The 22,338-nt window shown below is 59.1% G+C and carries 20 protein-coding genes, 1 tRNA gene and 1 other RNA gene; 12 read left to right on the plus strand and 10 right to left on the minus strand.

The genetic code is table 11. The annotated features are described in order from the left end of the window. The first annotated feature begins 1 nt into the window (after position 1). The 4 genes from queF (at position 2) to Q0931_RS03105 (ending at position 2,139) form a co-directional block, all read left to right on the plus strand. Complete coding sequence (gene queF, locus Q0931_RS03090) at positions 2–826, plus strand: NADPH-dependent 7-cyano-7-deazaguanine reductase QueF (RefSeq protein ID WP_299257140.1); 825 nt, start codon at positions 2–4, stop codon at positions 824–826. Positions 827–840: 14 nt separating this feature from the next. Continuing rightward, a complete protein-coding gene (locus tag Q0931_RS03095) occupies positions 841–1,401 on the plus strand; it encodes a nitroreductase family protein (protein ID WP_299257142.1) in 561 nt (186 codons plus the stop codon). A 73-nt stretch (positions 1,402–1,474) separates the two neighbouring features. Beyond that, positions 1,475–1,562: transfer RNA gene (locus Q0931_RS03100), tRNA-Ser, on the plus strand. A gap of 280 nt (positions 1,563–1,842) precedes the next feature. Further along, positions 1,843–2,139, plus strand: a complete 297-nt coding sequence (locus tag Q0931_RS03105) for a hypothetical protein (RefSeq protein WP_299257144.1) — start codon at positions 1,843–1,845, stop codon at positions 2,137–2,139. 75 nt (positions 2,140–2,214) lie between these two features. Here Q0931_RS03105 and Q0931_RS03110 read toward each other — a convergent pair whose 3' ends face one another. Then, positions 2,215–3,201, minus strand: a complete 987-nt coding sequence (locus Q0931_RS03110) for an MDR family oxidoreductase (RefSeq protein WP_299257146.1) — start codon at positions 3,199–3,201, stop codon at positions 2,215–2,217. Positions 3,202–3,777: 576 nt separating this feature from the next. Continuing rightward, a complete protein-coding gene (locus tag Q0931_RS03115) occupies positions 3,778–5,049 on the minus strand; it encodes an acyltransferase (protein WP_299257148.1) in 1,272 nt (423 codons plus the stop codon). Between the two features lie 355 nt (positions 5,050–5,404). Between Q0931_RS03115 and gnd the strand changes: the two genes are divergently transcribed. Further along, positions 5,405–6,400 (plus strand): phosphogluconate dehydrogenase (NAD(+)-dependent, decarboxylating), encoded by a 996-nt coding sequence (gene gnd, locus Q0931_RS03120; RefSeq protein WP_299257150.1) that lies wholly within the window; start codon positions 5,405–5,407, stop codon positions 6,398–6,400. Positions 6,401–6,495: 95 nt separating this feature from the next. Continuing rightward, positions 6,496–7,677: an NAD(P)/FAD-dependent oxidoreductase gene (locus Q0931_RS03125; protein WP_299257152.1), complete on the plus strand. Its 1,182-nt coding sequence runs from the start codon at positions 6,496–6,498 to the stop codon at positions 7,675–7,677. 43 nt (positions 7,678–7,720) lie between these two features. Here the strand turns inward: Q0931_RS03125 and Q0931_RS03130 are convergent, their stop codons facing one another. The 4 genes from Q0931_RS03130 to Q0931_RS03145 form a co-directional block, all read right to left on the minus strand. Continuing rightward, positions 7,721–8,002: a YqjK-like family protein gene (locus Q0931_RS03130; RefSeq protein WP_299257153.1), complete on the minus strand. Its 282-nt coding sequence runs from the start codon at positions 8,000–8,002 to the stop codon at positions 7,721–7,723. Continuing rightward, positions 7,989–8,414, minus strand: a complete 426-nt coding sequence (locus Q0931_RS03135; protein ID WP_299257155.1) for a phage holin family protein — start codon at positions 8,412–8,414, stop codon at positions 7,989–7,991. The genes Q0931_RS03130 and Q0931_RS03135 overlap by 14 nt, the downstream gene beginning before the upstream one ends. Further along, positions 8,414–8,734, minus strand: a complete 321-nt coding sequence (locus tag Q0931_RS03140; RefSeq protein ID WP_299257157.1) for a DUF883 family protein — start codon at positions 8,732–8,734, stop codon at positions 8,414–8,416. The genes Q0931_RS03135 and Q0931_RS03140 overlap by 1 nt, the downstream gene beginning before the upstream one ends. 100 nt (positions 8,735–8,834) lie before the next feature. Continuing rightward, positions 8,835–9,752, minus strand: a complete 918-nt coding sequence (locus Q0931_RS03145; protein WP_299257159.1) for a phospholipase A — start codon at positions 9,750–9,752, stop codon at positions 8,835–8,837. A 246-nt stretch (positions 9,753–9,998) separates the two neighbouring features. On the opposite strand from Q0931_RS03145, the gene mscK reads away from it, so the two are divergent. Continuing rightward, positions 9,999–13,343: a mechanosensitive channel MscK gene (gene mscK, locus Q0931_RS03150; RefSeq protein WP_299257161.1), complete on the plus strand. Its 3,345-nt coding sequence runs from the start codon at positions 9,999–10,001 to the stop codon at positions 13,341–13,343. A gap of 6 nt (positions 13,344–13,349) precedes the next feature. On the opposite strand, the gene Q0931_RS03155 is transcribed toward mscK, so the two are convergent. The 4 genes from Q0931_RS03155 to Q0931_RS03170 form a co-directional block, all read right to left on the minus strand. Then, positions 13,350–14,111, minus strand: coding sequence for a TlyA family RNA methyltransferase (locus tag Q0931_RS03155; RefSeq protein WP_299257256.1), 762 nt, complete (start codon positions 14,109–14,111; stop codon positions 13,350–13,352). A 70-nt stretch (positions 14,112–14,181) separates the two neighbouring features. Next, entirely contained in the window at positions 14,182–15,306 is a 1,125-nt protein-coding gene (locus Q0931_RS03160) for an ABC transporter substrate-binding protein (RefSeq protein ID WP_299257163.1), read from the minus strand. Next, the gene (locus tag Q0931_RS03165) at positions 15,291–16,649 is read right to left on the minus strand and encodes a sensor histidine kinase (protein WP_299257165.1); all 1,359 of its coding nucleotides are present in this window, start codon (positions 16,647–16,649) and stop codon (positions 15,291–15,293) included. The genes Q0931_RS03160 and Q0931_RS03165 overlap by 16 nt, the downstream gene beginning before the upstream one ends. A gap of 3 nt (positions 16,650–16,652) precedes the next feature. Continuing rightward, a complete protein-coding gene (locus Q0931_RS03170) occupies positions 16,653–17,321 on the minus strand; it encodes a response regulator transcription factor (RefSeq protein ID WP_299257167.1) in 669 nt (222 codons plus the stop codon). 194 nt (positions 17,322–17,515) lie between these two features. On the opposite strand from Q0931_RS03170, the gene ffs reads away from it, so the two are divergent. From ffs to rnd, 5 genes are all read left to right on the plus strand, one after another. Further along, positions 17,516–17,612, plus strand: an RNA gene (ffs, locus tag Q0931_RS03175) — signal recognition particle sRNA small type. 251 nt (positions 17,613–17,863) lie between these two features. Beyond that, positions 17,864–20,044, plus strand: coding sequence for a DNA polymerase III subunit gamma/tau (dnaX, locus tag Q0931_RS03180; protein ID WP_299257258.1), 2,181 nt, complete (start codon positions 17,864–17,866; stop codon positions 20,042–20,044). Positions 20,045–20,094: 50 nt separating this feature from the next. Then, positions 20,095–20,421 carry a YbaB/EbfC family nucleoid-associated protein gene (locus Q0931_RS03185; protein WP_299257169.1) on the plus strand — a complete coding sequence of 109 codons (327 nt, stop codon included), beginning with the start codon at positions 20,095–20,097 and terminating at the stop codon, positions 20,419–20,421. Positions 20,422–20,435: 14 nt separating this feature from the next. Beyond that, entirely contained in the window at positions 20,436–21,050 is a 615-nt protein-coding gene (gene recR / locus Q0931_RS03190) for a recombination mediator RecR (RefSeq protein ID WP_299257171.1), read from the plus strand. A gap of 125 nt (positions 21,051–21,175) precedes the next feature. After that, positions 21,176–22,330, plus strand: coding sequence for a ribonuclease D (gene rnd / locus Q0931_RS03195; protein WP_299257173.1), 1,155 nt, complete (start codon positions 21,176–21,178; stop codon positions 22,328–22,330). The last annotated feature ends 8 nt before the right edge of the window (positions 22,331–22,338 follow it).

A 22,338-nucleotide genomic window follows, 5' to 3' on the forward strand; every position in this document is an offset into this window, starting at 1 on the left:
CATGAGCGACGACCTGAAGGATGCACCACTGGGACAGACCAGTGCCTACATCACCGAGTACGACCCGTCACTGCTTTTTCCCATCGCGCGCAGTGTCAACCGGGCGTCGCTGGATCTTGACGAGGATGATCTCCCCTTTGAGGGCGAGGATGAATGGCAGGCCTTTGAACTTTCCTGGCTGACGCCGACCGGCAAGCCGGTCGTGGCCATTGCGCGCTTTCGCGTGCCTGCCAGCTCGACGTATCTGATCGAGTCCAAGTCCTGGAAGCTCTATCTCAACAGCTTCAATCAGACCCGGTTTGCCTCCTCCGTTGAGGTGCGCCGGGTGCTCAGGCAGGATCTGTCACGCGTGGTGGATGCCGAGGTGGAAGTCACGCTGTTTGGCGTGGATGACATGGCGCTGGCTCCCGGGCGCTTGCCTGGTCTCTGTCTGGATGATCTCGAGGTCGAGGTGGATACCTATCAGCCCGACCCCGAGCTGATCATCACCGACAATGAAATCGTTGAAGAGACCGTGCACTCGCACCTCTTGAAGTCCAATTGCCCGGTCACGGGGCAGCCCGACTGGGGCAGCGTGCTGATTCGCTATCGCGGCCCGGCGCTCGATCATCATGCGCTGCTGGCCTATATCATCTCCTTTCGCGAGCATCAGGAGTTTCACGAGCACTGCGTCGAGCGCATGTTCATGGATATTCTGCGTGAGGCCGAGCCGGATCAGCTGCTGGTCATGGCACGTTATGTGCGCCGGGGCGGGCTGGACATCAGCCCATGGCGAGCGCTGCCGGGTGAGACACCCCTCAAGACACTGCGCCTGATGCGCCAGTAGGGCAGGAGAGCATTATGGACGCCATGGCACTACTGCTGGATCGTGAGTCGCACGGCAAGCTGGAAGGACCGGCCCCCACGGACGAGCAGATGGAGCTGATCTATCGCGCCGCCCTGCGCGCACCTGATCACGGTGAGCTGCGGCCCTGGCGCTTTATCGAGTACACCGGCGCCGGGCGAGAGACCCTCGGGGCGCTGTTTGCGCGCGCCGAGCAGGCCGATAATCCGGAGGTCAGTGATAAAACGCTTGAGAAGGCGTGTGGCAAGCCCCTGCGTGCCCCCGTGGTGATTGCTGTCATCGCGGCGGTAAGGCCGGATCACAAGGTGCCGCGTATCGAGCAGGTCATCTCGGCCGGCTGTGCAGCCCACGCCATGCTTTACGCAGCGCATGCCCAGGGGCTTGGCGCCATGTGGCGTACCGGCGGTTTCGCGCACCATCACATTGTGCACAAGGCAATGGGGCTTGAGCGCGAGGATGAGCTCGTGGGCTTTCTCTATCTGGGGCATTGCGCCATGGGAGACCGGGTACCAAAACCGCTCGACCCTCGCGATTTTGTCGAGCGTATTGACGGCTGAGACTTGCAATTATCGGGCCGTCATGTCAGGATATGCGCCGTTCTCGCAGACAAGTCTGCGCGGACGACAATGCGGAGAGGTGTCCGAGTGGTCGAAGGAGCACGCCTGGAAAGTGTGTAAGCCGCAAGGCTTCGAGGGTTCGAATCCCTCCCTCTCCGCCACGCATTCAGAATCAGCCGGCTCTTGTAGCCGGCTTTTTCGTGTCTAAAAAATGGCATGAGGCAACAAGCATTGTCTGGGTCATGCTGAAGGGCAGGGCGCCCGGGTCAGCAGGCTTTCGATACCATCGCTTCAAAACATCAAAGGGGAATCAGGCCAAAGTCTGGTTTCCCTTTTCGTTTTTGGTAGGCAGTCACTCGATATCGATGATGCAGAAAATCGACCTGTCCGGCAGCGCGTTTCCGGTCCATCCTTGAAACAGCAAACAACTCAGGAGAGACCATGCGCTATTTTTTCAATTACCAGTACCTTCCCATGGGTGCCGAGCAGCCGATAGATACTGGCGACGCCGTTCAGATTACTGATGAACAGACCGCCAAGCCGCCGACCCTGCCGGCCGTGGGCGATTACGTGCGCATCAACCATGTCGGCGTAGAGGAAAAGAGCTTTGCCGGTCGGGTAAAAAGCCGCCTGTTTGAATATCAGGTGAGTGATGAGCAATCGGATCTTCATCGCTGCATGATCAATATCGTTGTGGAAGAGACCGACGAAGACTGGGGAAAGCTGATCAAGCAATAGGGGCAGGGCTCAAGGGCGCTTGGTAATTCGCTGAGCGCCCTTGTATGAGTTGATGTCTACTTCGTTTCTCGCGCTCTAGCGATTGACGTCGACCACCAGCCGCCCGCGAATTCTGCCGGACAGAAGATCTTCAGCGGCGTCGATGGTCTTTGAAAGGCTGATCTCCCTGATGGCCGTTTCCAGCATGTCGGTATCGAGGTCGCTGGCAAGTCGCGACCAGGTAATGTCACGTTCGGCTTGTGGCCTCGTGACGCTGTTGATGCCCAAAAGCGTGACGCCTCTCAGGATGAACGGCGCCACGGTGGCCGGAAAATCCATTCCCTGAGCCAGGCCGCAGGCCGCGACCAGTCCGTCTTCATGGGTATGGGCACAGGCGTTGGCCAGCGTATGGCTGCCGACCGAGTCGATCACGCCTGCCCAGCGCGATTTTCCCAGCGGCTTGCCCGGTGCGGAGAGTTCGTCGCGATGAATAATCCTTGATGCGCCCAATGCCTTGAGATAGTCCTGCTCTTCGGTGCGGCCGGTGGCAGCAATCACGCGATAGCCTCGCTGCGCCAGCAGCATGACGGAGAAGGTGCCCACGCCGCCGCTGGCACCGGTGACGAGCACGTCACCCTGGTCAGGTGTCAGACCGTGACGCTCTAGTGCCATGAGACTCAGCATGGCGGTATACCCCGCGGTGCCGATTGACATGGCCTGTCTTGATGCCAGATTGTCGGGAAGACGCGTCAGCCAGGAGGATTGTACGCGTGCCTTTTGCGCCAGCCCGCCCCAGTGCTTTTCGCCAATGCCCCATCCATTGATCAGCACATGATCACCGGGAGACCAGTCAGCGCTGTCGCTGTGTTCGACGACGCCGGCAAGGTCAATGCCCGGCACCATCGGGAATTGACGGACGACCATCCCCTTGCCCGTGATGGCCAGTGCATCCTTGTAGTTGAGCGTGCTCCAGTCAACACGCACCTGCACGTCACCTTCGGGAAGTGCCTCGGAGGCGAGCTCGGTCACCGTTGCGCTGGTGGATTGATCTTCTGTCCTTTGAATCACAATGGCACGAAACATGGCGCGCTCCCTGGTCGTGAATATGGATTGGCCTGGGCATTGGCTATACATGCCCGGGTTGCGGGCATCGAGCCACGCACCCGTCATTAATCAAGCCCTCAAGCGTATCATTGAAGTCGTTTCAACAGGCGAGACGCGTTATGACCCGGGCAGGGGCATCACCATGTCTGGCAGCTCAAGAGCGATAGAAATGGTCAGCAGGGTGTGTTCTGAAAATGCCCTGGATAGTAACGCTTTGTGTCATCTTGACGTGTATCAAATATAGCTAAAGCAAATACTGGATACTGCAAATGGGCAGGATGCCTGGACGGTCACGGAATACCTTCTGCACAGGGATGTGCCTGTTTTCGTGCCGGTTTGTCCAGGTCTTGAGGCGAGGCCCTTTCGATTTCCTGCGGGCATAAAAAAAGGCCGGTTGCGAGGGTGCGTGACCGGCCTGAAAATGTCGTCGTGGTTGTTCACCCGCAACGTTGCTCTATTGCTACACAAAATGTGTTTTTTGGTAACAAAAGTTTAGTTCGCGATCCTTGCTTTCCGCGTGCCCGGCATGTTGCAGTTTCTTGTGACGTGCATGCCTCAGGCATGCCCGTGAAACATATCGGAACGGGCGCGCTTTTGCCTGTTCAAGAGCCTTTCCTGAATGGCCATGCGCATTCGGTTCACCAGCTGCTCCTGAAACAGCAGGCATACCGCCACAACCCCTGCCAGAAAAAACGGGTACATCCAGAGTTCCCGCGTTTGCTCTCCTGCCAGCTGGATCAGTGACGATACGGAAATGGGCGCCTGGGTGGTGAACATCTCGATGGTGCCCTGCATCAGTTTTTCGATTTTCGAAGAGACCATGTTAAGCGGCGTATGCAGGGCAAAAATGGACAGCGAGGCCACGCCCAGACGTGCTGCCAGTCTTGCCTGCGCCGTATTGCTGTCGGGTTGAAACCAGGCGCACATCAACACCAGCAGCAGTTGGGAAGGCAGCAGCAGCCCGTTATGCAGCAGGTAATACCAGCTGCCCCGAACTTCAGCATGAATCCAGGCGCTGAATGCAAAACATCCCAGGATAAAGGCGAGACAGGCCATTGTGCCGCGCGCGCTGAAAAGCGTCGCCATCAGCAGTTTGTGGCGCAAATAAATCTGATGCAAAACGACGCCGGCAAGAAACTCCGGCAGGCGGAAAAGAGGGTTACGGTGCATAAGACCGTGCGCAATGACGTTGTCATTGGTGCCTGTCAAAAACATGTATAGCGCCGGCAGGGCGTAGATCAGACCAATGGCAGCAAGGGCCAGCAGGGGGCGATGAATGCGTGCCAGCGCAGGGCCAATAAAGGGAAACACCAGATAAAAGAAGAACAGGGCCGACAGGGACCAGGTCGCAAAGTTGAAGGTGGTGTAAAAGGGGTTCCAGGCATGCAACAGACTGACATGCAGCAAAAGGTTGCTCATAAAGCCGCCCATACCCAGCACATGGGACGCCATGCTGCCGCCTTCCGCCCAGTCGTTGGTATTGGGAGTGACCGTGATCTGGGCAATGCCGCCTGCATTGATGACCACCAGCGGCAGCACAATGATCAGGGCAAGGATATGTATGGGGTAAAGTGAGGCAAAGCGCTTGATCCAGAAACGCTTGTAATCAAGATGGCGCCCCTGATCCCTGCCGATATAGACATGTGCCAGCAAAAAACCGGACAGGATAAAAAAGGTACTTGTGGAGTAAAAGCCCAGACTCATGCTGCTGTATATCCACTGTACTGCCTTGATATCGCCATACTCCTTAAGGGTATGGAAAAGCACCAGGTATATCGCCAGTGCGAAACGCAGCCAGTCCAGAGCAACAAATTTTTCCCGGTGCATGGAATAATACTCCCTGTTGGGCTTGTAATGACAGGCATGTCAGCAAAATGTTACTTAATGATTTTTTAGGTCATTACACGTAAGCTTGGGGGTTCACAGTAATGGATAGACTGCGCTATATAAATGTTTGCTCTGTGCCATATTGAGCGCCCATGAGTCCGCCTTAAGGCTGATGTAAAAGCCTGAGCACATCGGCATAACGAAGGATTAAAAATATAGTTTTTAGCTATCAGGGTTTGGCTGATATAAGCCTGTGGCAAGAGGCAGAAAACAGACTCCTTTGTTAAACTCGTGATCACGATATTGATGTTGTCGGGCTTGGCGGCCTGACTGGCAACGAGACAGGAGCGCGATAGTGAAACTAGGAATTGTTGGTCTTGGCAGAATGGGCGGCAATATTACGCGCCGCCTGATGGACGCCGGTCACGAATGCGCCGTGTTCGATACCAGTAATGAGACAAGAGAAGCCCTTCAAAAGGATGGCGCCGACAGCGCAGATTCCCTGAAGGCTTTAGTGGAAAGGCTCCCCGCACCGCGCAATATCTGGCTGATGCTGCCGGCAGGCGAGATTACTGAATCCACCATCAGCAAGCTGTCGGAACTGCTTGAGCCGGGCGATACGTTGATCGAAGGTGGCAATGCCTTTTTCAAGGACGATGTCCGTCGCGCTCGCGAGCTTGGTGAAAAGGGCCTGCATTACGTTGATGTCGGCGTATCCGGCGGCGTATGGGGTCGTGAACGTGGCTATTGCCTGATGATTGGTGGCGAGAAGGACATTGTCGAGCGTCTGGACCCCATTTTCGATACGCTTGCGCCCGGCTCCGGCGATATTGAAAAGACGCCCGGTCGTGAAGATGAGCGTTTTGATGGCCGCGCCGAACAGGGCTATCTCCACTGCGGTCCTGTCGGTGCCGGTCACTTCGTCAAGATGGTTCACAACGGCATTGAGTACGGCATGATGCAGGCCTATGCCGAAGGTTTTGACATTCTCAAGAATCGTAACCTTGAGACGCTGCCCGAAGGCGAACGCTATGAGCTTGATCTGGCAGACATTGCCGAGCTCTGGCGTCGCGGCAGTGTGATCTCCTCCTGGCTTCTGGATCTCACTTCGATCGCCCTGTCCGAAGATCATGATCTCGAGCAGTATAGCGGCCAGGTCAACGATTCCGGTGAAGGACGCTGGACGATCGAGGCGGCCATTGAAGAGGCCGTGCCCGCCAACGTGTTGACCAGTGCGCTCTTTACGCGCTTTCGTTCGCGCAGCGATAATACCTACGGCGAAAAACTGCTGTCTGCCATGCGTCAGCAGTTTGGCGGTCATGTGGAAACACCCATGTCGCCCACCGAATGAGTTTTCAACGTATTCGATGAGCAGGGGCCGCTTTTGCGGCCCTTTCTCTTTTTCGGAAAGGCCCATATGGCAACTGATGGAGATACGAAAAGCGAATGAATCACTGGGATGTCGTGATCATTGGTGCCGGTGCCGCAGGCATGATGTGCGCTTTACAGGCCGGCTATCGCGGCAGACGCGTTCTGCTGCTGGATCACGTTAAACGCCCCGGCAAGAAAATCCTGATGTCGGGTGGCGGGCGATGCAACTTTACCAATATGGCAACGGCCCCCGGTCATTTTTTCTCGCGTAATCCGCACTTCACCATTTCTGCCCTCAGGCGCTATACGCCAAACGACTTTGTAGAGATGGTCGAACGCCATGGTATTGAACCGGTCGAAAAGGCACCGGGACAGCTTTTTTGTGCCGATTCCAGTCAGCCGATCGTGGATATGCTGTTGACCGAATGCCAGTGGGCCGGTGTAGAGCTCAGGCTGTCGACGTCGATCGAGCACGTGGATGTCCAGGGCGAGGGCGTTGTGCTATCGACCTCAACCGGGCAGGTACTGGCGGACAAGCTGGTTATCGCGACCGGTGGGCTCTCGATTCCAACGCTTGGTGCGACCGGTTTTGCCTACGACATCGCCCGTCAATACGGCCTTGAGGTCATCAAGCCTCGTCCGGCGCTGGTGCCACTGACGCTTGATATGCCATGGAAAGAGCGCATGGCGGCGCTGTCGGGTGTGTCTGCCCCAACCATCGTACGATGCGGTGAGGGGAGCTATCGGGACGCGACGCTCCTGACCCATCGTGGACTTTCAGGCCCGGCCATTTTGCAGGCGTCGAGTCACTGGCAGGGCGGTCACGAGCTTTACATCAACTGGCTGCCGGACGTGGATGATCTTTCTGCCACGCTTAAAGGCGTACGTCAGGACGCGCCCAGAAAAACGCCTGGCGGCTGGTTGAGTGAGCATCTGCCCAGGAGACTGGCGCAGGCGCTGGAAGAGTGGCTGGGACTTTCCGGCGTCATGGCAGACTACAGCAATCAGAAGCTTGAAACGCTTGCCCGACAGATCACGGACTTCACGATCAAGCCGGCAGGAACGGAAGGGTGGCGCACGGCCGAGGTGACCATTGGCGGCATCGACACCCGTGCCATTTCATCAAAGAGTTTCGCCGTTCATGGCAAACCCGGGCTGCATTTTATCGGAGAAGCCCTTGATGTGACGGGCCAGCTGGGCGGGTTCAACTTTCAGTGGGCATGGGCTTCGGGGTATGCCTGCGCGCAGGCGCTTTAGTGCCTGTGCGCAGGGAAAAACGGCTGCGACTTCATGGCCATGACTAGCGCCCAATCATTTTTTTGGCACGGCGCGCCATCGTGTAGACAACGATGGAGCGCTTGAACAGCCTGCCGACTCGGCCCTTGTTGCGTGACAGCATGGTTACCAGAAGTCCAGAGCCCAACAGGATTGGCCCCTTGTAGCGAGAAACCTGCTGCCACCCATGGTCAATCGGGGCAGTGGCCTCATTCCAGTCACGAACCGCACTCGTAATCTGGAGACGCTCCTGCATGATGCGCTGTTCGAAGCGATGGCGCCGGGCAGCCAGTTCATCTTTCTTCATGGCGTTCTCCCACACGGGTGTGGTCGATGCGCGTTTGATCCAGCAATTCCTTGTCTTCACTAAAGCGGGCAAGCGTTGAGCGCAAAAGGCTTGGCTCGCGCGAAATGGAACGCACACGCAGCGCCACCAGAAGCCCCGAGACGATCAGTACGCCGGCAGCAATGCCAATGGCCAGCAGACGGTGATCCTGCCAAAAGGCCACGATGATCAAAAGCATCAGCATGCCGATGCCAAAGGCAAAAAGCATTAGCGCAATGCCCGAGAGCAACAGCAGAGAAAAAAGTCTTGCGCGTTCTTCCTGAAGCTCGATAACAGCAAGACGCAAACGTGTCTCGCCGGTATCCAGAAGGTTTCTTAGAAGACGTCGCGCGGCCAGAATAACGCGTTCGGCCGGGCCGCTACCGGAAGACATTAGCTGCGACCGAGAATCAGACCTACGACAACACCAAGGGCCGCACCGTAGCCGACACTCTTCCATGGATTGCTGCGTACGTACTGGTCGGCACATTCCATGCTGTCCTGTGCCTGATGTCGAACGCGTTCGCCACTGGTCGACAGGCGCTGACGGGTTTCTGTCAGCCTGGCTTGTGCACGTTCACGAAGGCGAGCCACGTTTTCACGAGAGTCATCAGCAGTGGCATGCATCAACTCCTCGATCGTGCTGGATAACTGACGCAAATCCTCGCGCAGCTGATCCTGAGTGTCGTTTTCATTACCTCTAATCGGCTTCATGGCCATGCTATGTCCCTCCGTTGACAATAAAATTGCATACTCATCATAGCAGCATGGCCGAAGGCATCAATGTAAAGAGATCATGCGTTCCGCAAGAGACCTAAATGGTATTCGGAATCCCCAGAAATGACGTGTTCAGCGAAAAGCCGAGGCCGATACGGCGAGTGTAGTGATCATAATCGATCAGGCTTTCCCCGTAGCCCTCGTAGTACTGTACAAAACCGCGGATCTTGCCGTGCAGCGGGAAGGAATAATCAATCTGATTGCCGAAATTGCCCTTGCCCGGATTGCCACGTGCAAGCCAGGTAATCTCGTGCTGGTTGCTGAAAAGATAGCTTGTCGTGATATCGGCATAGCCCACGTAATTTTCGATATCCGGGTTGTCATCGTCCTTTTCGGATTCAGGGATACGCCAGAAGGGCGCCACTGAGACAGTCCAGTTGCCCTTTTGCCAAATACTGTCGAGATAAATGCGATTCCAGCTGCGTGACAGCGGATCGGAGCGACCATTGGACTGATGCACCAGGCCCACGCGATTGGCCGTGTTGGTCCAGCCCCCGAGAACGGTACTGTTATCGAAACTCATGAACAGTTCCGGCTCATAATTGGTCTCGCGAAATGGCGAAGAAGCGTCACTGTTGTAGGCCTGCCACCAGGAGCGCTGGGTATAGGCAAAGTACAGATCACCATTGTCGCCAAACACGTCATCAATCAGCCCGACCTTGACGCTGAACTGAAACTTTACCTCGCCGCGATCAATATCGCTGTCTTCACTGATTTCTCTGAAGGCCTCGCCATTGGGACGTGCATTATAGGTATAGGGCATTAGATAATTGCGCTTGTATACGGTAATGGCTACCGGGTTAAGCGTCGCCTGCCGCTCAAGTGCTTCCCTGCCACGATCCCGTTGCATGGCGAGGGTATCGGTATCGTTTTCCGCGGCACCGGCCAGCGTGCTGCCTGTCATGAGACCCAGTAGAAGGGACTTCACTACCAGACGTTGAATACGATGAGTCATAAAGATCCATTCCAGAGATGACAGACGTCACGATGAGCTTATCATGGCGCCCTGAATTCGACATGCCCAGGGGTGGGGCAGGCGCTATCGGGATGACTGTCATTATCGGCAATCCCGGGCGACGTTTTAGTTATTACCTGGTAGATCGATATTATGTCTGCGCAGGAAGTTCTAATCCAGAGATGTTCGTTCATGTGAGGTAGGGTCAGCGTGGGAAAACCTGTCAGGGGGTCAGCATGCCGGGTCATGTTGTTGGTAATGATACTGATGTTGTGGTTGATGCCTCTGTGGGCACTGGCCAGCGATCAGGAGATGCCGACTCGTCAGTCCATCGACGAACAAATACAGACGCTTGAGGGCAATGACCCCAAAAGCGCGGTCGAACAGCGGACGCTCGAAACGCTGAAAAAGACCCGCGAGGCGCTTGAGGCACTTGATAAAACGCAGCAGGAACAGGCCTCGCTCGAAGAGAGAGTCAATCAGGCCGGCCGACAGCGGCGTCAGTATCAAAGTCAGCTACAGGGGCTGGAAAGTGATCGAGCGCTGGACAGTGAGGCACTGGGCAGGAGTTCTGTCGAACAGCTGGAGCAGCGGTTGGGCACCACTCTTGAGGACCTCAAGCGTCAGCAGGAGCAGCTCAGCGAAGTCTCTCGTGCCCTGATCAGCGCACAGACCCTGCCTGAGCGGGTGCAGGCCACCATCAGCGATGCACGTCGTGAGCAACAGCAGCTCAGCGATTCACTGGAATCCGGCGACGGCAATGCGCCCAGCAGCGAACAACGACAGCTGGTCGACGTGCGCATGGCTCTGCTGGATGCCCGAATCGAGCTGGGTCAGCGTCAGCTGGCCAACAGTACGGTACTGCGCGACGTCAATCAGGTGCATCGAGAGCTTCTGGCGCGCCAGATTGATATCAATCAGAACACGCTGCTGGTGCTGCAGGAAGCGATTAACCAGAAGCGACGGGACGCCTCCGAACAGGCCATCGCCGAGGCCGCTCACATCGGGGACAACGATCGGATCAGCAATCCGGTCGTAGATGAAGCGCGTGCCGAAAATCAGGCGCTGGCCCAGGAGCTTTTGCGCACGACCGATCGCGCCAACACGATGATTCGTGCCGGGATCAATACCCGTGCCCGGCTTGAGCAGGTGCGCCAGGTCGAGCGCACGCTCAACGAGCAGATCGAGGCGCTTCGAGGCAGCCTTTTGCTGTCGCGCGTGCTGCGTCAGCAGCGTGGATCGCTACCCGATGTTCAGAATCAGAACAGCCTTCAGGAAGAGATTGGCGACCTTCGCCTGCGTCAGTTTGATATCGGCCAGTTGCGCCAGGCGCTGGCCAACCCTGAAAGCTACATTGATACCCAAGTGGAAAGCGATGAACCCTTGACGCCTCAGGCACGTCAGGTACTGCTACAAACGCTCGAGATGCGGCGTGACCTGCTGGATCAGCTGGATCGCGAGTACGGCAGTCTACTGAGCCGGGCCATCGATGTTCAGCTTAACCAGCAACAGCTGGTCGACATCAGCCGCTCGGTGCGTGACACCATTGAAGAGCAGCTGTTCTGGGTTGCCAACGGACAGCCGCTGGGCCTGTCATGGCTCAGGGAGCTTCCGGAGCGCCTCGGGCAGCAGCTGCTGGGTGGACAATGGTTTCAGACGCTGGGGTCGCTCTGGGCCATCCCTTCCCCGCGAGCCCTGTTGGCCGTACCGCTTTTGATCGTGGCCGGACTGGTGGCCTTTTTTCGTCGTCGCATCAAGGCCTATCTGCTGGAGCTGCATGACCAGATCGGTCGTCTCAAGCGGGATACTCAGCTGCATACCCCCCGTGCCATCCTGCTCAATCTGGTCCTGTCCTCGACACTGCCGCTGACCCTCCTGACTGCCGGGATAGCCCTGTGGCTGGGCGGCGAAGGGTTTGCCGTCTCGCTGGGACGAGCGCTTTTGCAGCTGGCGCTTGCCGTACAGGTGTTCGGGTTGATTCGACGTCTGCTGGTGCCCGACGGGGTGGCGATACGCCATTTTCACTGGCCTTCTTCCTATGTCGAACAGTTGCGTCGCAATATCTTCTGGCTGGGGTGCAGCGTGAGCCCGGTGGTCGTGGTGGCCAGTATTGCCGAACAGGCCGATAGCCGACTGGCCGAGCAGCCGCTGGCGCTTTTGATCATGCTGGCGGGGCTGGTCGGCATGAGCGTTTTCATGCTGCGCCTGATTCTGGCGCATGTGCCCTGGATGGGGGTACGTCTTTTCCGTCTGCTATTGGGCGTTACGCTTTCCATGGTGCCGCTGGCACTGATCGGCATGATTCTGTTTGGCTATGAATACACGGCGCTGCGGCTGTGTAGCCGCTTTATTCTGACGCTTTATATTCTGGCATTGTGGCTTCTGGTTGAGGCCAGCGTGGTCAGGGGACTGGCCGTAGCGGCCCGGCGGCTGGCGTACCGACGTGCGGTGGCCCGTCGCCGCGCACAGGGGCGTGACAGTGCCGCCGAAAGCGGTGTTGAGCTTGTCGAGGAACCGCCGCTGGATATGGAACAGGTCAATCAGCAGTCACTGCGTCTGTCCAAATTGATCCTGTTTCTGATCTTTATCAGCGTGCTGTATCTGGTCTGGGCTGACCTTCTGGGCGTGCTGTCGTATCTGGATAACGTCAGCATCGGTCAGATCAGCGAAAGCGATGCCGCTGGTGGCGACGTCAACGTGGTGACGCTGGCCGATGTGATGACGGCATTGATCATTGTCGGACTGATGGTGGTCATGGCACGCAACCTGCCGGGGCTTCTGGAGGTCATGGTGCTGTCCCGGCTCAATCTCAAGCAGGGCAGTGCCTACGCGGTTACCTCGCTTTTGTCCTACACCATTGTCGGCAGCGGTATCGTGGCAGCGCTGGGCACGCTGGGCGTGACCTGGGACAAGCTGCAGTGGCTGGTGGCCGCCCTGTCGGTCGGGCTGGGTTTTGGTCTGCAGGAGATCTTTGCCAATTTCATTTCAGGTCTGATCATATTGTTCGAGCGACCGATTCGTATCGGCGACACCATTACGCTGGGTAATTTGCACGGCACGGTCAGCCGGATTCGTATCCGAGCCACCACGGTGACGGATTTTGATCGCAAGGAGATCATCATCCCTAACAAGACGTTCGTGACGGATCAGCTGATCAACTGGTCATTGACCGACAACATCACGCGCGTGGTGTTGACCTTTGGGGTGGCGCACGGCACCGATCTCGATCTGGCCCATCGCATTCTTCGACGCATTGCCGATGAGCACCCCAAGGTGCTTGCCGATCCCGAGCCGCAGGTGTTTTGCATGGCCTACAGCCAGAGCGCCTTCAATTTCGAGCTGAGGGTGTTCGTCAACGAACTGGTCGATCGTCTGGTGGTCACCGATGAGATCAATCGCCGGGTCGATGCCGAATTCAAGACCAGCGGTCTACGTGTGGCCTTTCAGCAGATGGACGTCTGGCTGCACAACGAAAAGGGCGAAAAGCGTCTGGTTCAGCAGCGGGCGACGCGGGATGGACGCCCGAGCCCTCATTCCAGAAGCGCCCATGACGGTGATCCGGGCGATGTCTCGCCCGGCGAGCTGACCTGATTCCGGTCAGCCGAGATCGCGGGTGGCATGCATCACGAACTCCCGGTTGCCGTCTGTGCCGGTGATCGGGCTGTCACCCCAGTAGTGCAAAGTGAATCCGGTCTGCTTACAGCACTGTCGCAGACGGGTTTCCACCTGCGCGTAGTGCCGTGCATCGCGCACGATGCCGCCGCTGCCGATCTGCTCGGGGGAGAGCTCAAACTGTGGCTTGACCAGACTGAGCAGATGCGCGCCGGCCGGTAACAGACGCGAAAGCTCCGGCAGAATCAGCGTCTGGGAAATGAACGACACATCCATCACGGCACCGGCCAGCCCGTCAGGGGTCAGCATCATGATCTGCTCGTCCGGCAGGTGGCGCGCATTGATGCCTTCCAGACAGTGCACCCGGTGATCGTCGCGCAGCAGCGCATCGAGCTGGTCATGGCCGACTTCGATGCCGATCACTCGTGCCGCCCCATGCTGGAGCAGACAATCGGTGAACCCGCCGGTCGACTGACCTACATCCAGCAGCGTCAGCCCCTTGGGCGTCATTTTGGTGGCGGCCAGCAGTGCTTCGAGCTTGAGCCCGGCTCGTGAGACGTAGCGCTCCTCCGGGTCCTCAATGACATGAAACTCACTCTCTTCGGGCAGCTTTTCGCCTGGGCGGGTCAGGGTGCGTGGCTGCCCCTGCTGGATCAGCTGTACCCGGCCGTGACGAATCAGGCGCTGGGCACGTGTGCGTGAACGTACCAGTGCCTGGGCGACCAGAAGCTGATCGACACGTACCATCCTGCTCATGTTCATGTCCTGCGGTGCAAAAAAGGGGCCCGATGCCAGGCATTCGGGATCTTCTATAGGGCTATTCTACCTCGCCTTCAACGGTGTACGAGACGAAGTGCCGGTCACTTTTAAAAATCGTCTGCCAACGGTGGAGCAGAGCCTGCCGCTTGAGCGGGTCGATCAGCGCCAGCAATCCCGGTGTCAGTCGAATGGGCTCCAGTGATGTTTCGCCTCCAGTAGCGTCATGAACGGCCAGCGGGCTGCCCAGCGGTGTCCGGGATGTCATGACGGCCTGCCCCTCGTTTGAGGTGATAAAGGCCAGAAAGCGTCTGGCCGTGTTCGGGTGCTGGGCAGTCCCGGGAATCAGCGCCAGCCTCTGCAGGGCCAGCGCATAATCATCGGGGGCCTGCATCACCAGTTCGGGATGATGTTGAACCGCGCGTCGCGCGTAGGAGCCGATCAGGTTGTAGCCGATCAGATAGCGTCCCTCGATCAGCCCCTGAAGCATCGCAGCGGTAGAGTCCACCAGTTGTGTGTCGGCCTGACCCATGGCCTCGAAAAGTGTCCATGCCTCCGTAGAGCGCGCGACATCCTGGGCTACGGCCATGAAACCAGTCGGGCTTCGGGCGGGGTCATAGGTCACGACGCGACCGGTCAGCGCATCACGGTGATGGTTTAAAAGGGCCAGCAGACTGGCATGATCCGTTGGCGGCTGGGCGCGATCGGCCAGCTCCCGACGGTAGACCATGACCAGGGGTTCCTGGGTCAGGCCAATAAGCTCATCACGCCAGCGGGCGTCCTGCGGCCAGGCCGGGTTGATCACTCCCTCGCCCAGTGGCTGTGCCAGACCCGCGTTGGCCAGACGGTACTGCTGTGCCATGGCCGAGGACATCAATAGATCGACATCGGAGGGTATGGTGGTGAAGGGGTGGGGCTCGCCACGTGAGGCGTCGCGATAGTCCAGCGTGATGCCCGGGTAGCGCTGATGAAAGGCTTCAAGTACGGGGCGCAGAACGTCGACTTCCACCACCCCCTGAATATTGAGACGCTCAACGCCATGTCCCTCAAAGTGCAGATGGCCCGGTGAGGTTGTTCCGGTGCCTTCAGCACCAGAGGCTGCGGTTGCAAGGATCAGCAGCATGATCAACACCGTGCGGCACAGGGCCTTGAAGGAAGCTGGCATCAGCATCAATCGGGTAGCCATAGACCGATCCTGAAATCACCGCTGTCCGTGTGGTCCATGACCACGTGCCCACCATGGGCTCGGGCCACGCCATCGACAATCGCCAGCCCAAGACCGCTACCGGGCCCCTGCTCCTGACAGCGATGAAACGGACGCAACACGTCCGCCTGCTCGGCGGCGCTAATGCCTGGGCCATCGTCTGCGACATAAAGCACTCTGGTGTGGGCATCGATGCCAACGGTCACTTGGGTGCGGGCGTAGCGCAGGGCGTTATCGATCAGGTTGCTCAGCGCTTCTTCGAGCTGCCAGCCATCGCCCTCTACGGCCAGCGCCGGACAGGGCTCGGCAAGTCCGAGATCGATGCCGGCGCGGTCGGCAGCCGGTAGCAGGCGAAGCAGCGTGTCGCGAGCCAGCGTCTTGAGCGCTATCGGTTGTCGATTTACCGGCACTTGTGGAGCGTCAAGACGCGTCAATGACAGCAGCTGTTCGGCCAGGCGAGTCGCGCGGCGAGTGCCGCCCTGTACTTCCTGCAGGGCCTGCTGCCAGCAATGCGGGTCATGGCTTCTAAGTGCCAGTTCTGCGCTGGCGGCAATTCCGGCCAGTGGCGTCCGCAGTTGATGGGAGGCGTCACCGATAAAGCGCTGTTCATGAGTGCGCACCTGTTGCTGGCGGGCCAGCAGCGCGTTGAGAGCTGCAAGCAGTTCTTCTAGCTCGCGTGGCACGCGGGCATTGATGGGGGAGAGGTCATGCGCCGAGCGGGCCTTTAAGCGCGTGCGCAGATGTTCCAGTGGTCGCAGGGCCAGACGCAGGGTCATCAAAAGCCCTGTCAGCGCCAGCACCACGATACCGGCCAGTCGCAGGCTGCTGTCGCGAAAGAGCGCTATCGTCATCGCGCGTCGTGCCTCCAGTGTGTGGCCCACGAGCAGTGTATAGGGTTCGCGGTGTTGCCAGGCGGTCAGACGCGCCCCCAATGCGCCAATACGCAATGACAGACCATTCAGATGAGCCGAATCGGCCTGGAAGGTGCCGGTGGCTGGCAGTGGCGTGACCAGATTTTCAAGATCGGCGTTGCCGCTGACCGTCTGCCCCCTGTGATCGACCAGCGTATAAAAGACGCGTTCATCACCGTTTGGCGCCAGCATGTTCAGTGCCGAGGCCGGCACATCAAACCAGAGTCTACCGTCGCGCCAGCCGACCTGATCGCTCATGACCTGGGCGGCGGATGCCAGCAGGCGATCATGGACACGATCGGCGCTGCGCTGCGCGCTGTACCAAGACTGCAGCAGCAGCAGCACACAGGTCAGCAGCAACAGCACGGTGAGCCCGCCCAGCAGGCGCCGATGAAGACTGGCGGCAGGTGCCACGGCCTAGTTCAACTCCAGACGATAACCCAGGCCGCGGACAGTACGAATGCGCACATCACTGCCTTCAAGGCGTCGGCGCAGACGGTGCACATAGACCTCGAGCGCGTTGTCCCCCGGTGGGGCATCGCCGCCAAAGGCCTCACGCATGAGATCGGCACGGCTGATGACCTGTTCGCCATGACGCAGCAAACAGGCCAGCAGACGCTGTTCGCGGCCCGGAAGCGACAGCGGCGTCTGATTGAGCTCGAGTCGCTGGGTCGGGACATGCAGCATCAACTGGCCCAGAGTGAGGGTGTCATTGGCGACTGGTCGCGCGCGGCGCAAGAGCGCACGTACTCGGGCTTCGAATTCGTCGAGCGAGAAGGGCTTGGTCAGGTAGTCATCGGCGCCCAGATCAAGACCGGCCACGCGGTCCTCGATTGAGGCGCGGGCGGTTAGAATCAGCACGGGTGTCTGATGGTCGTGCCGACGCAGCGTGGTAAGTACTTCAAGGCCGCTGCGATGTGGCAGATTGAGATCCAGAATCACCAGGTCGAGTTGGCGAGGCGTGGCAAGATAATCACAGGCATGATCGCCGCGTGTCATGATCTCCAGCCGGTCATCATGATCACGCAGCAGGGTTTCAAGAATCTGTGCCAGCAGCACGTCATCCTCGATGAGCAGTAGTGCCATGAAGGCTCCGCAGCGACCGTACGCAAAAGAGGGGCAGTCTACCCTGGACGGCCGGCGCATCAAGACTGTTGTGATCGTTTGTCGGCATCGCTTGCGATTCCGGGAGTCGTGCTGCTAAGATGCGCGCTCGGTTGATTGGGGGCTGGCCAGCGGCCGGCACATATCATGCCCTGATCTCCGGTGATGGTGACCCTCGATGGTCCTCTCGCAACGCGATATCGCGAACCCCGCCAGGCCCGGAAGGGAGCAACGGTAGTGATGGATGCGTGTGCCGGGATGTGGCTGTCGAGGGTCGCCACCCTCTCTTCGAAGTATCCTCTCCATACTGATCTGATCATGCCGACCCTTCCGGTTATGTTGTGCTGTCCGTCATAACGCTATTTCCCTTGAAAGACTGTCCCCGGTGATCATGACAAGAGTCGTTGTCATGGATTGATTGGCGCATCTACGCCCAGCCGATAGAATGGTCGGCCTATCCATCGGTCGACGATCTTTCTCATGCGTCGACACTTCACCGCTTTGAATACAGGCTATCGCGCTGCATGAGCTATCAGGTACTGGCCCGCAAATGGCGGCCGCGCACATTTCATGAGCTGATAGGGCAGGAGCATGTCAGTCGTGCGCTGGTCAACGCGCTTGATCAGGGGCGGCTGCATCACGCCTACCTGTTTACCGGCACGCGAGGGGTGGGCAAGACCACGCTGGCACGCATTCTGGCCAAGTGCCTGAACTGTGAAACCGGCGTGACGTCGCGCCCGTGCGGGCAGTGCCGGACCTGTCAGTACATCGATCAGGGGCGTTTCGTCGACCTGATCGAGGTGGACGCTGCCTCGCGAACTCGGGTTGAAGATACCCGTGAGCTGCTTGATAACGTGCAGTACGCGCCGACTCAGGGCCGTTACAAGGTGTACCTCATTGATGAGGTGCACATGCTGTCGACCCACAGTTTCAATGCGCTGCTCAAGACGCTGGAAGAACCGCCGCCGCACGTGCGTTTTTTGCTGGCCACTACCGACCCGCAAAAGCTTCCCATTACGGTGCTGTCGCGCTGCTTGCAGTTTGCGCTTAAGCGTATGACCCCCGAGCGGATCGTTGATCACCTGGGACATGTGCTGACTCAGGAGCAGACGGCCTTCGATACTGCCGCGCTCTGGCTGCTGGGCCGTGCCGCCGATGGTTCCATGCGCGATGCCATGTCGTTGACCGACCAGGCCATCGCCTTTGGTCACGGAGAAGTGCGCGAGCAGGATGTCATTGCGATGCTCGGTACACTCGATCATCGACAGATTCTGGCGCTGGCTGAATCACTGGCCGGCGGTGACGCTGCCGATGTGCTGGCAAGAGTGGCGCAGCTGGCCGAACAGGGCCCTGACTTTGCCGGCGTACTGGATGCCCTGTGTGGCGTCTTTCATCGTCTGGCGATTGCGCAGATGGTGCCGGCGGCACTGGATAATGCCCAGGGCGACCGCGAGGCGCTGGTCGCGCTGGCCGCGCACTTCACGCCCGAGGACGTGCAGCTTTACTATCAGATTGCGCTGAACGGCCGCGGTGACATGGACAATGCTCCGGAGCAGCGAACGGCGCTGGAGATGACGCTGCTGCGCATGCTGGCCTTCCGCCCGCAGGGCGCCCCTGCTCCGGATCACAAGCCGCTGCCGATACGCGGTAATGTGTCGCCGACACCCCCTTCGACGGATACCGCCGCGGCCCCGCAGGAGGCCCCCGCCGATGCTGCGTCTGAACCGGACAGCCCGGAGGCGCAAGCGCTCGAACCCGAGCCTCCGGTGGTGATGACGCTCCCGACCGCGCCGGTTGAAGCGACAGGGCCCGAGACCTCTCCGGCTGAATTTCCCGCCTCGGCTTCCGCACCGGCTCCCGCACCGCCCTGGAATGATGATGACGCGGCGGCCTCGCTGGCGGACGCTGCAGAAAGTGCTGCCTATGGTGAGGCGCTGCATGAAGAAGTGGGAGAGCGCGCGCCTGCTGATGTCGTACAGCCGGCGGTGACGCCGGATGCCCCGGCAGTCGCCGATACACGTCAGGCGTTCTCCGATGACGCATCTGACAACGCAGCGTCGTCGCCGGTGCTGGATGAGTCTGCAGCAGATGATGACGAGCAGGACGACCCACTTGACGAGTACATGAACGAAGCGGTGGGCGATCATGCTGCCGGCCAGGCTCAGGCACTGGCGGCGATGGTTGAAGGGCTTTCCGATGAACCCTCCCGCGATGAGCCGCAGGCGCCGAGAGACGATGAAACGTCAGACGCCGAGGCCGGTCACCGTGCCCTGCCGGTCAAGGCAGATCATACGCCGATCGACAACGCGGGATGGCTCGATCTCTTTCCCGGACTCGGGCTTTCGGGCATGACCGCCAATCTGGTGGCCAACTGCATTGTGCGCCATGATGATGGCCAGCATCTCGGGATGTGGTTGCACCACTCCCAGAGCGCCATGAATGCCGAAGTGCATCGGGAGCGTCTTGAAAAGGCCCTGGCCGCCCGCGGTCTGTCGCGCCGGGTCAGCATTGAGGTGGGGGAGATCGATGAACAGATCGAAACGCCTGCCCGCCGCCGCGCAAGGCTTGAAAAGGCGCGATTGCAGCGTGCCATTGAAGCCTTGCGTGATGACCCGCATATTCAGTCCCTACAGGAAGTATTCGGTGCCCGTCTGCTGGAGCGCAGCGTGACCTCGTTCGAGCAGGATGATGCTGGCAATAGCTGACCATTGCGATCGACAATGGTTTGATTTAACGACTCTTGAGGGAAGCAATCATGATGAAGGGTGGCATGGGCAACCTGATGAAGCAGGCTCAGGAAATGCAGGACAGGATGCAGAAGGTGCAGGAAGAAATTGCTGACACCGAAGTGCATGGCGAATCCGGTGCCGGCATGGTCAAGGTGACCATGAACGGTCGGCATGATGTTACCTCGATCGAACTCGATCCGGCCATAATGCAGGAAGAGAAGGAATTTCTGGAAGACCTGCTCGCCGCGGCAGTCAACGACGCCGTGCGCAAGGTGGAAGTCAACTCGCGCACCAAAATGGAAGAAGCCACTCAGGGGCTCAATCTGCCGCCTGGCTTCAAGATGCCGTTCTAGGATACGCGGACTTCATGGCGACATTTTCACCGCTGATTGACCGTTTGCTTGAAACGCTGCGCGTGCTGCCGGGCGTTGGCCCTCGCACGGCGCAGCGCATGGCCTTTCACCTGCTGGAGCGTGACCGCGAAGGCGGGCGTCGACTGGCACAGGTGCTGGGCGAGGCTCTCGAGAAAGTGGGTTACTGCGAGCAATGCCGTAATCTGACAGAAAGCCGGCTGTGCAGTATCTGCGAGGATACGCGTCGCGACGATCATGCCCTGTGTGTGGTGGAGTCTCCGGCGGATCTGCTGGCCATCGAGGAGGCCGGCGGCTTTCGAGGACGCTACTTTGTGCTGCATGGCCATCTCTCGCCCATCGATGGCGTCGGCCCTGGCGATCTGGGGCTGGACCAGCTGGAAGCGCTGGTACACCAGCAGCAGATCGAGGAGCTGATTCTCGCCACCAACCCCACCGTGGAAGGTGAAGCGACCGCGCACTACATTGCCGAGCAGCTTCGAGCGCTGGGCGTACGCTGCTCGCGTCTGGCCTATGGCGTGCCCATGGGCGGTGAGCTCGAGTATGTCGATGGCGGGACGCTGTCGCGTGCGTTCATGGGGCGTCAGCCCTTTGGCGAGCCGGGGCAGTAGACCAGTGCCGTGACGGGTGGCCGCTGAAGGCTGAGCGTTACGGATGCGACAGGCCGCCCTGCGGCCTGTTTTATTTTATTCCCTGCCGGCTCCAGAGTCGGCAGGCGGCTGTAGACAAAATGACCATGCCCACTGATGTAACCTGGCACTTTATCGATACCGAAGAGGCGCTCGAGCGCGCCTGCACCGATCTTGCGACCCGCGAGGTGATCGGGGTAGATACCGAGTTCATGCGCGAAACCACCTTCTATCCGGTGCCTGCACTGATTCAGCTGGGTGATGCCGATGTCGTCTATCTGATCGACCCCACCGTGGTGGCGCCCACCGAGTCGCTGCGCGCGCTGCTGGGAAACGAAGGGCCGTTAAAGATACTGCACGCCTGCAGTGAAGACATGGAGATCTTCACGCTCTGGATCGGTGATGTGCCGTCGCCGCTGGTGGACACCCAGATGGCCCATGCCCTGCTGGGTGCGGAGAATTCCATCAGCTATCAACGGCTGGTAGATCACTGGGAACAACAACATGTGCCCAAGGGGGAAACCCGCTCCAACTGGCTGCAGCGTCCGCTGAGTGAAGAGCAGTGTCGCTATGCGGCGCTGGATGTGGTCTGGCTGTCATCGATCTGGCAGCGCCAGCAGGCACGCCTTCGCGAGCACGACCGCCTTGAATGGCTGCTTGAGGATTGTCATGCATTGGTTGAGGCTGCAAGAGGCCCGCGCGATGATGCGCGCTGGTATCTGCGTCATCGCAACGCCTGGCGACTGGAGCCGCGACAGCTGGCGGCCTTTCAGCGCCTGTGCGTCTGGCGCGAACGTGCCGTGCGCGAGCGCAACCTGCCGCGCAACTGGCTGGCCAGTGATGCCATGCTCATGGAAATGGCGGCGGCGCTGCCGAGCAATCGCTACGAGCTTTCCCGGGTCGATGGCATCAAGCCCGCCCTGATCAAGCGCGAAGGCGATACGCTTCTGTCACTGATCGAAGAGGCGGTACGACTGGAAGCTTCCGATCTGCCCACGACCCTGCCTTCGCCCGTCAGCGATGCGTATAAAAAGCGCATGAAGGCGTTAAAGGCTGCAGTCAATGAGCGTGCTGCGGCGCTGTCACTGCCTTCGGAGGTCCTCGTAACGCGTCGTGAGCTCGAGCGCTGGATCAGTGCCGATCTTCAACGCACCGATTGGCCTTTCCTGAGCGGCTGGCGCGGCGATGTTCTTAACGATGCCCTGGTGTCGGCCCTGTCAGGGGATGCTCGTTCCCGCGCTTCGGCCCCTGATGCGCACTGAAGCGCCTT

Source organism: uncultured Kushneria sp., from assembly GCF_947497025.1.
Classification (GTDB): Bacteria; Pseudomonadota; Gammaproteobacteria; order Pseudomonadales; family Halomonadaceae; genus Kushneria.

Bases quoted from the DNA above. Each gene is read 5' to 3' on its own strand.
- Q0931_RS03140 (WP_299257157.1), bottom strand. From the start codon at position 8,734: ATGAAGCCGATTAGAGGTAATGAAAACGACACTCAGGATCAGCTGCGC.
- Q0931_RS03115 (WP_299257148.1), bottom strand. From the start codon at position 5,049: ATGCACCGGGAAAAATTTGTTGCTCTGGACTGGCTGCGTTTCGCACTG.
- Q0931_RS03110 (WP_299257146.1), bottom strand. From the start codon at position 3,201: ATGTTTCGTGCCATTGTGATTCAAAGGACAGAAGATCAATCCACCAGC.
- Q0931_RS03135 (WP_299257155.1), bottom strand. From the start codon at position 8,414: ATGTCTTCCGGTAGCGGCCCGGCCGAACGCGTTATTCTGGCCGCGCGA.
- Q0931_RS03095 (WP_299257142.1), top strand. From the start codon at position 841: ATGGACGCCATGGCACTACTGCTGGATCGTGAGTCGCACGGCAAGCTG.
- mscK (WP_299257161.1), top strand. From the start codon at position 9,999: ATGTTGTTGGTAATGATACTGATGTTGTGGTTGATGCCTCTGTGGGCA.
- Q0931_RS03105 (WP_299257144.1), top strand. From the start codon at position 1,843: ATGCGCTATTTTTTCAATTACCAGTACCTTCCCATGGGTGCCGAGCAG.
- queF (WP_299257140.1), top strand. From the start codon at position 2: ATGAGCGACGACCTGAAGGATGCACCACTGGGACAGACCAGTGCCTAC.
- dnaX (WP_299257258.1), top strand. From the start codon at position 17,864: ATGAGCTATCAGGTACTGGCCCGCAAATGGCGGCCGCGCACATTTCAT.
- Q0931_RS03170 (WP_299257167.1), bottom strand. From the start codon at position 17,321: ATGGCACTACTGCTCATCGAGGATGACGTGCTGCTGGCACAGATTCTT.
- recR (WP_299257171.1), top strand. From the start codon at position 20,436: ATGGCGACATTTTCACCGCTGATTGACCGTTTGCTTGAAACGCTGCGC.
- rnd (WP_299257173.1), top strand. From the start codon at position 21,176: ATGCCCACTGATGTAACCTGGCACTTTATCGATACCGAAGAGGCGCTC.
- Q0931_RS03145 (WP_299257159.1), bottom strand. From the start codon at position 9,752: ATGACTCATCGTATTCAACGTCTGGTAGTGAAGTCCCTTCTACTGGGT.
- Q0931_RS03125 (WP_299257152.1), top strand. From the start codon at position 6,496: ATGAATCACTGGGATGTCGTGATCATTGGTGCCGGTGCCGCAGGCATG.
- Q0931_RS03160 (WP_299257163.1), bottom strand. From the start codon at position 15,306: ATGGCTACCCGATTGATGCTGATGCCAGCTTCCTTCAAGGCCCTGTGC.
- Q0931_RS03130 (WP_299257153.1), bottom strand. From the start codon at position 8,002: ATGAAGAAAGATGAACTGGCTGCCCGGCGCCATCGCTTCGAACAGCGC.
- Q0931_RS03185 (WP_299257169.1), top strand. From the start codon at position 20,095: ATGATGAAGGGTGGCATGGGCAACCTGATGAAGCAGGCTCAGGAAATG.
- Q0931_RS03155 (WP_299257256.1), bottom strand. From the start codon at position 14,111: ATGGTACGTGTCGATCAGCTTCTGGTCGCCCAGGCACTGGTACGTTCA.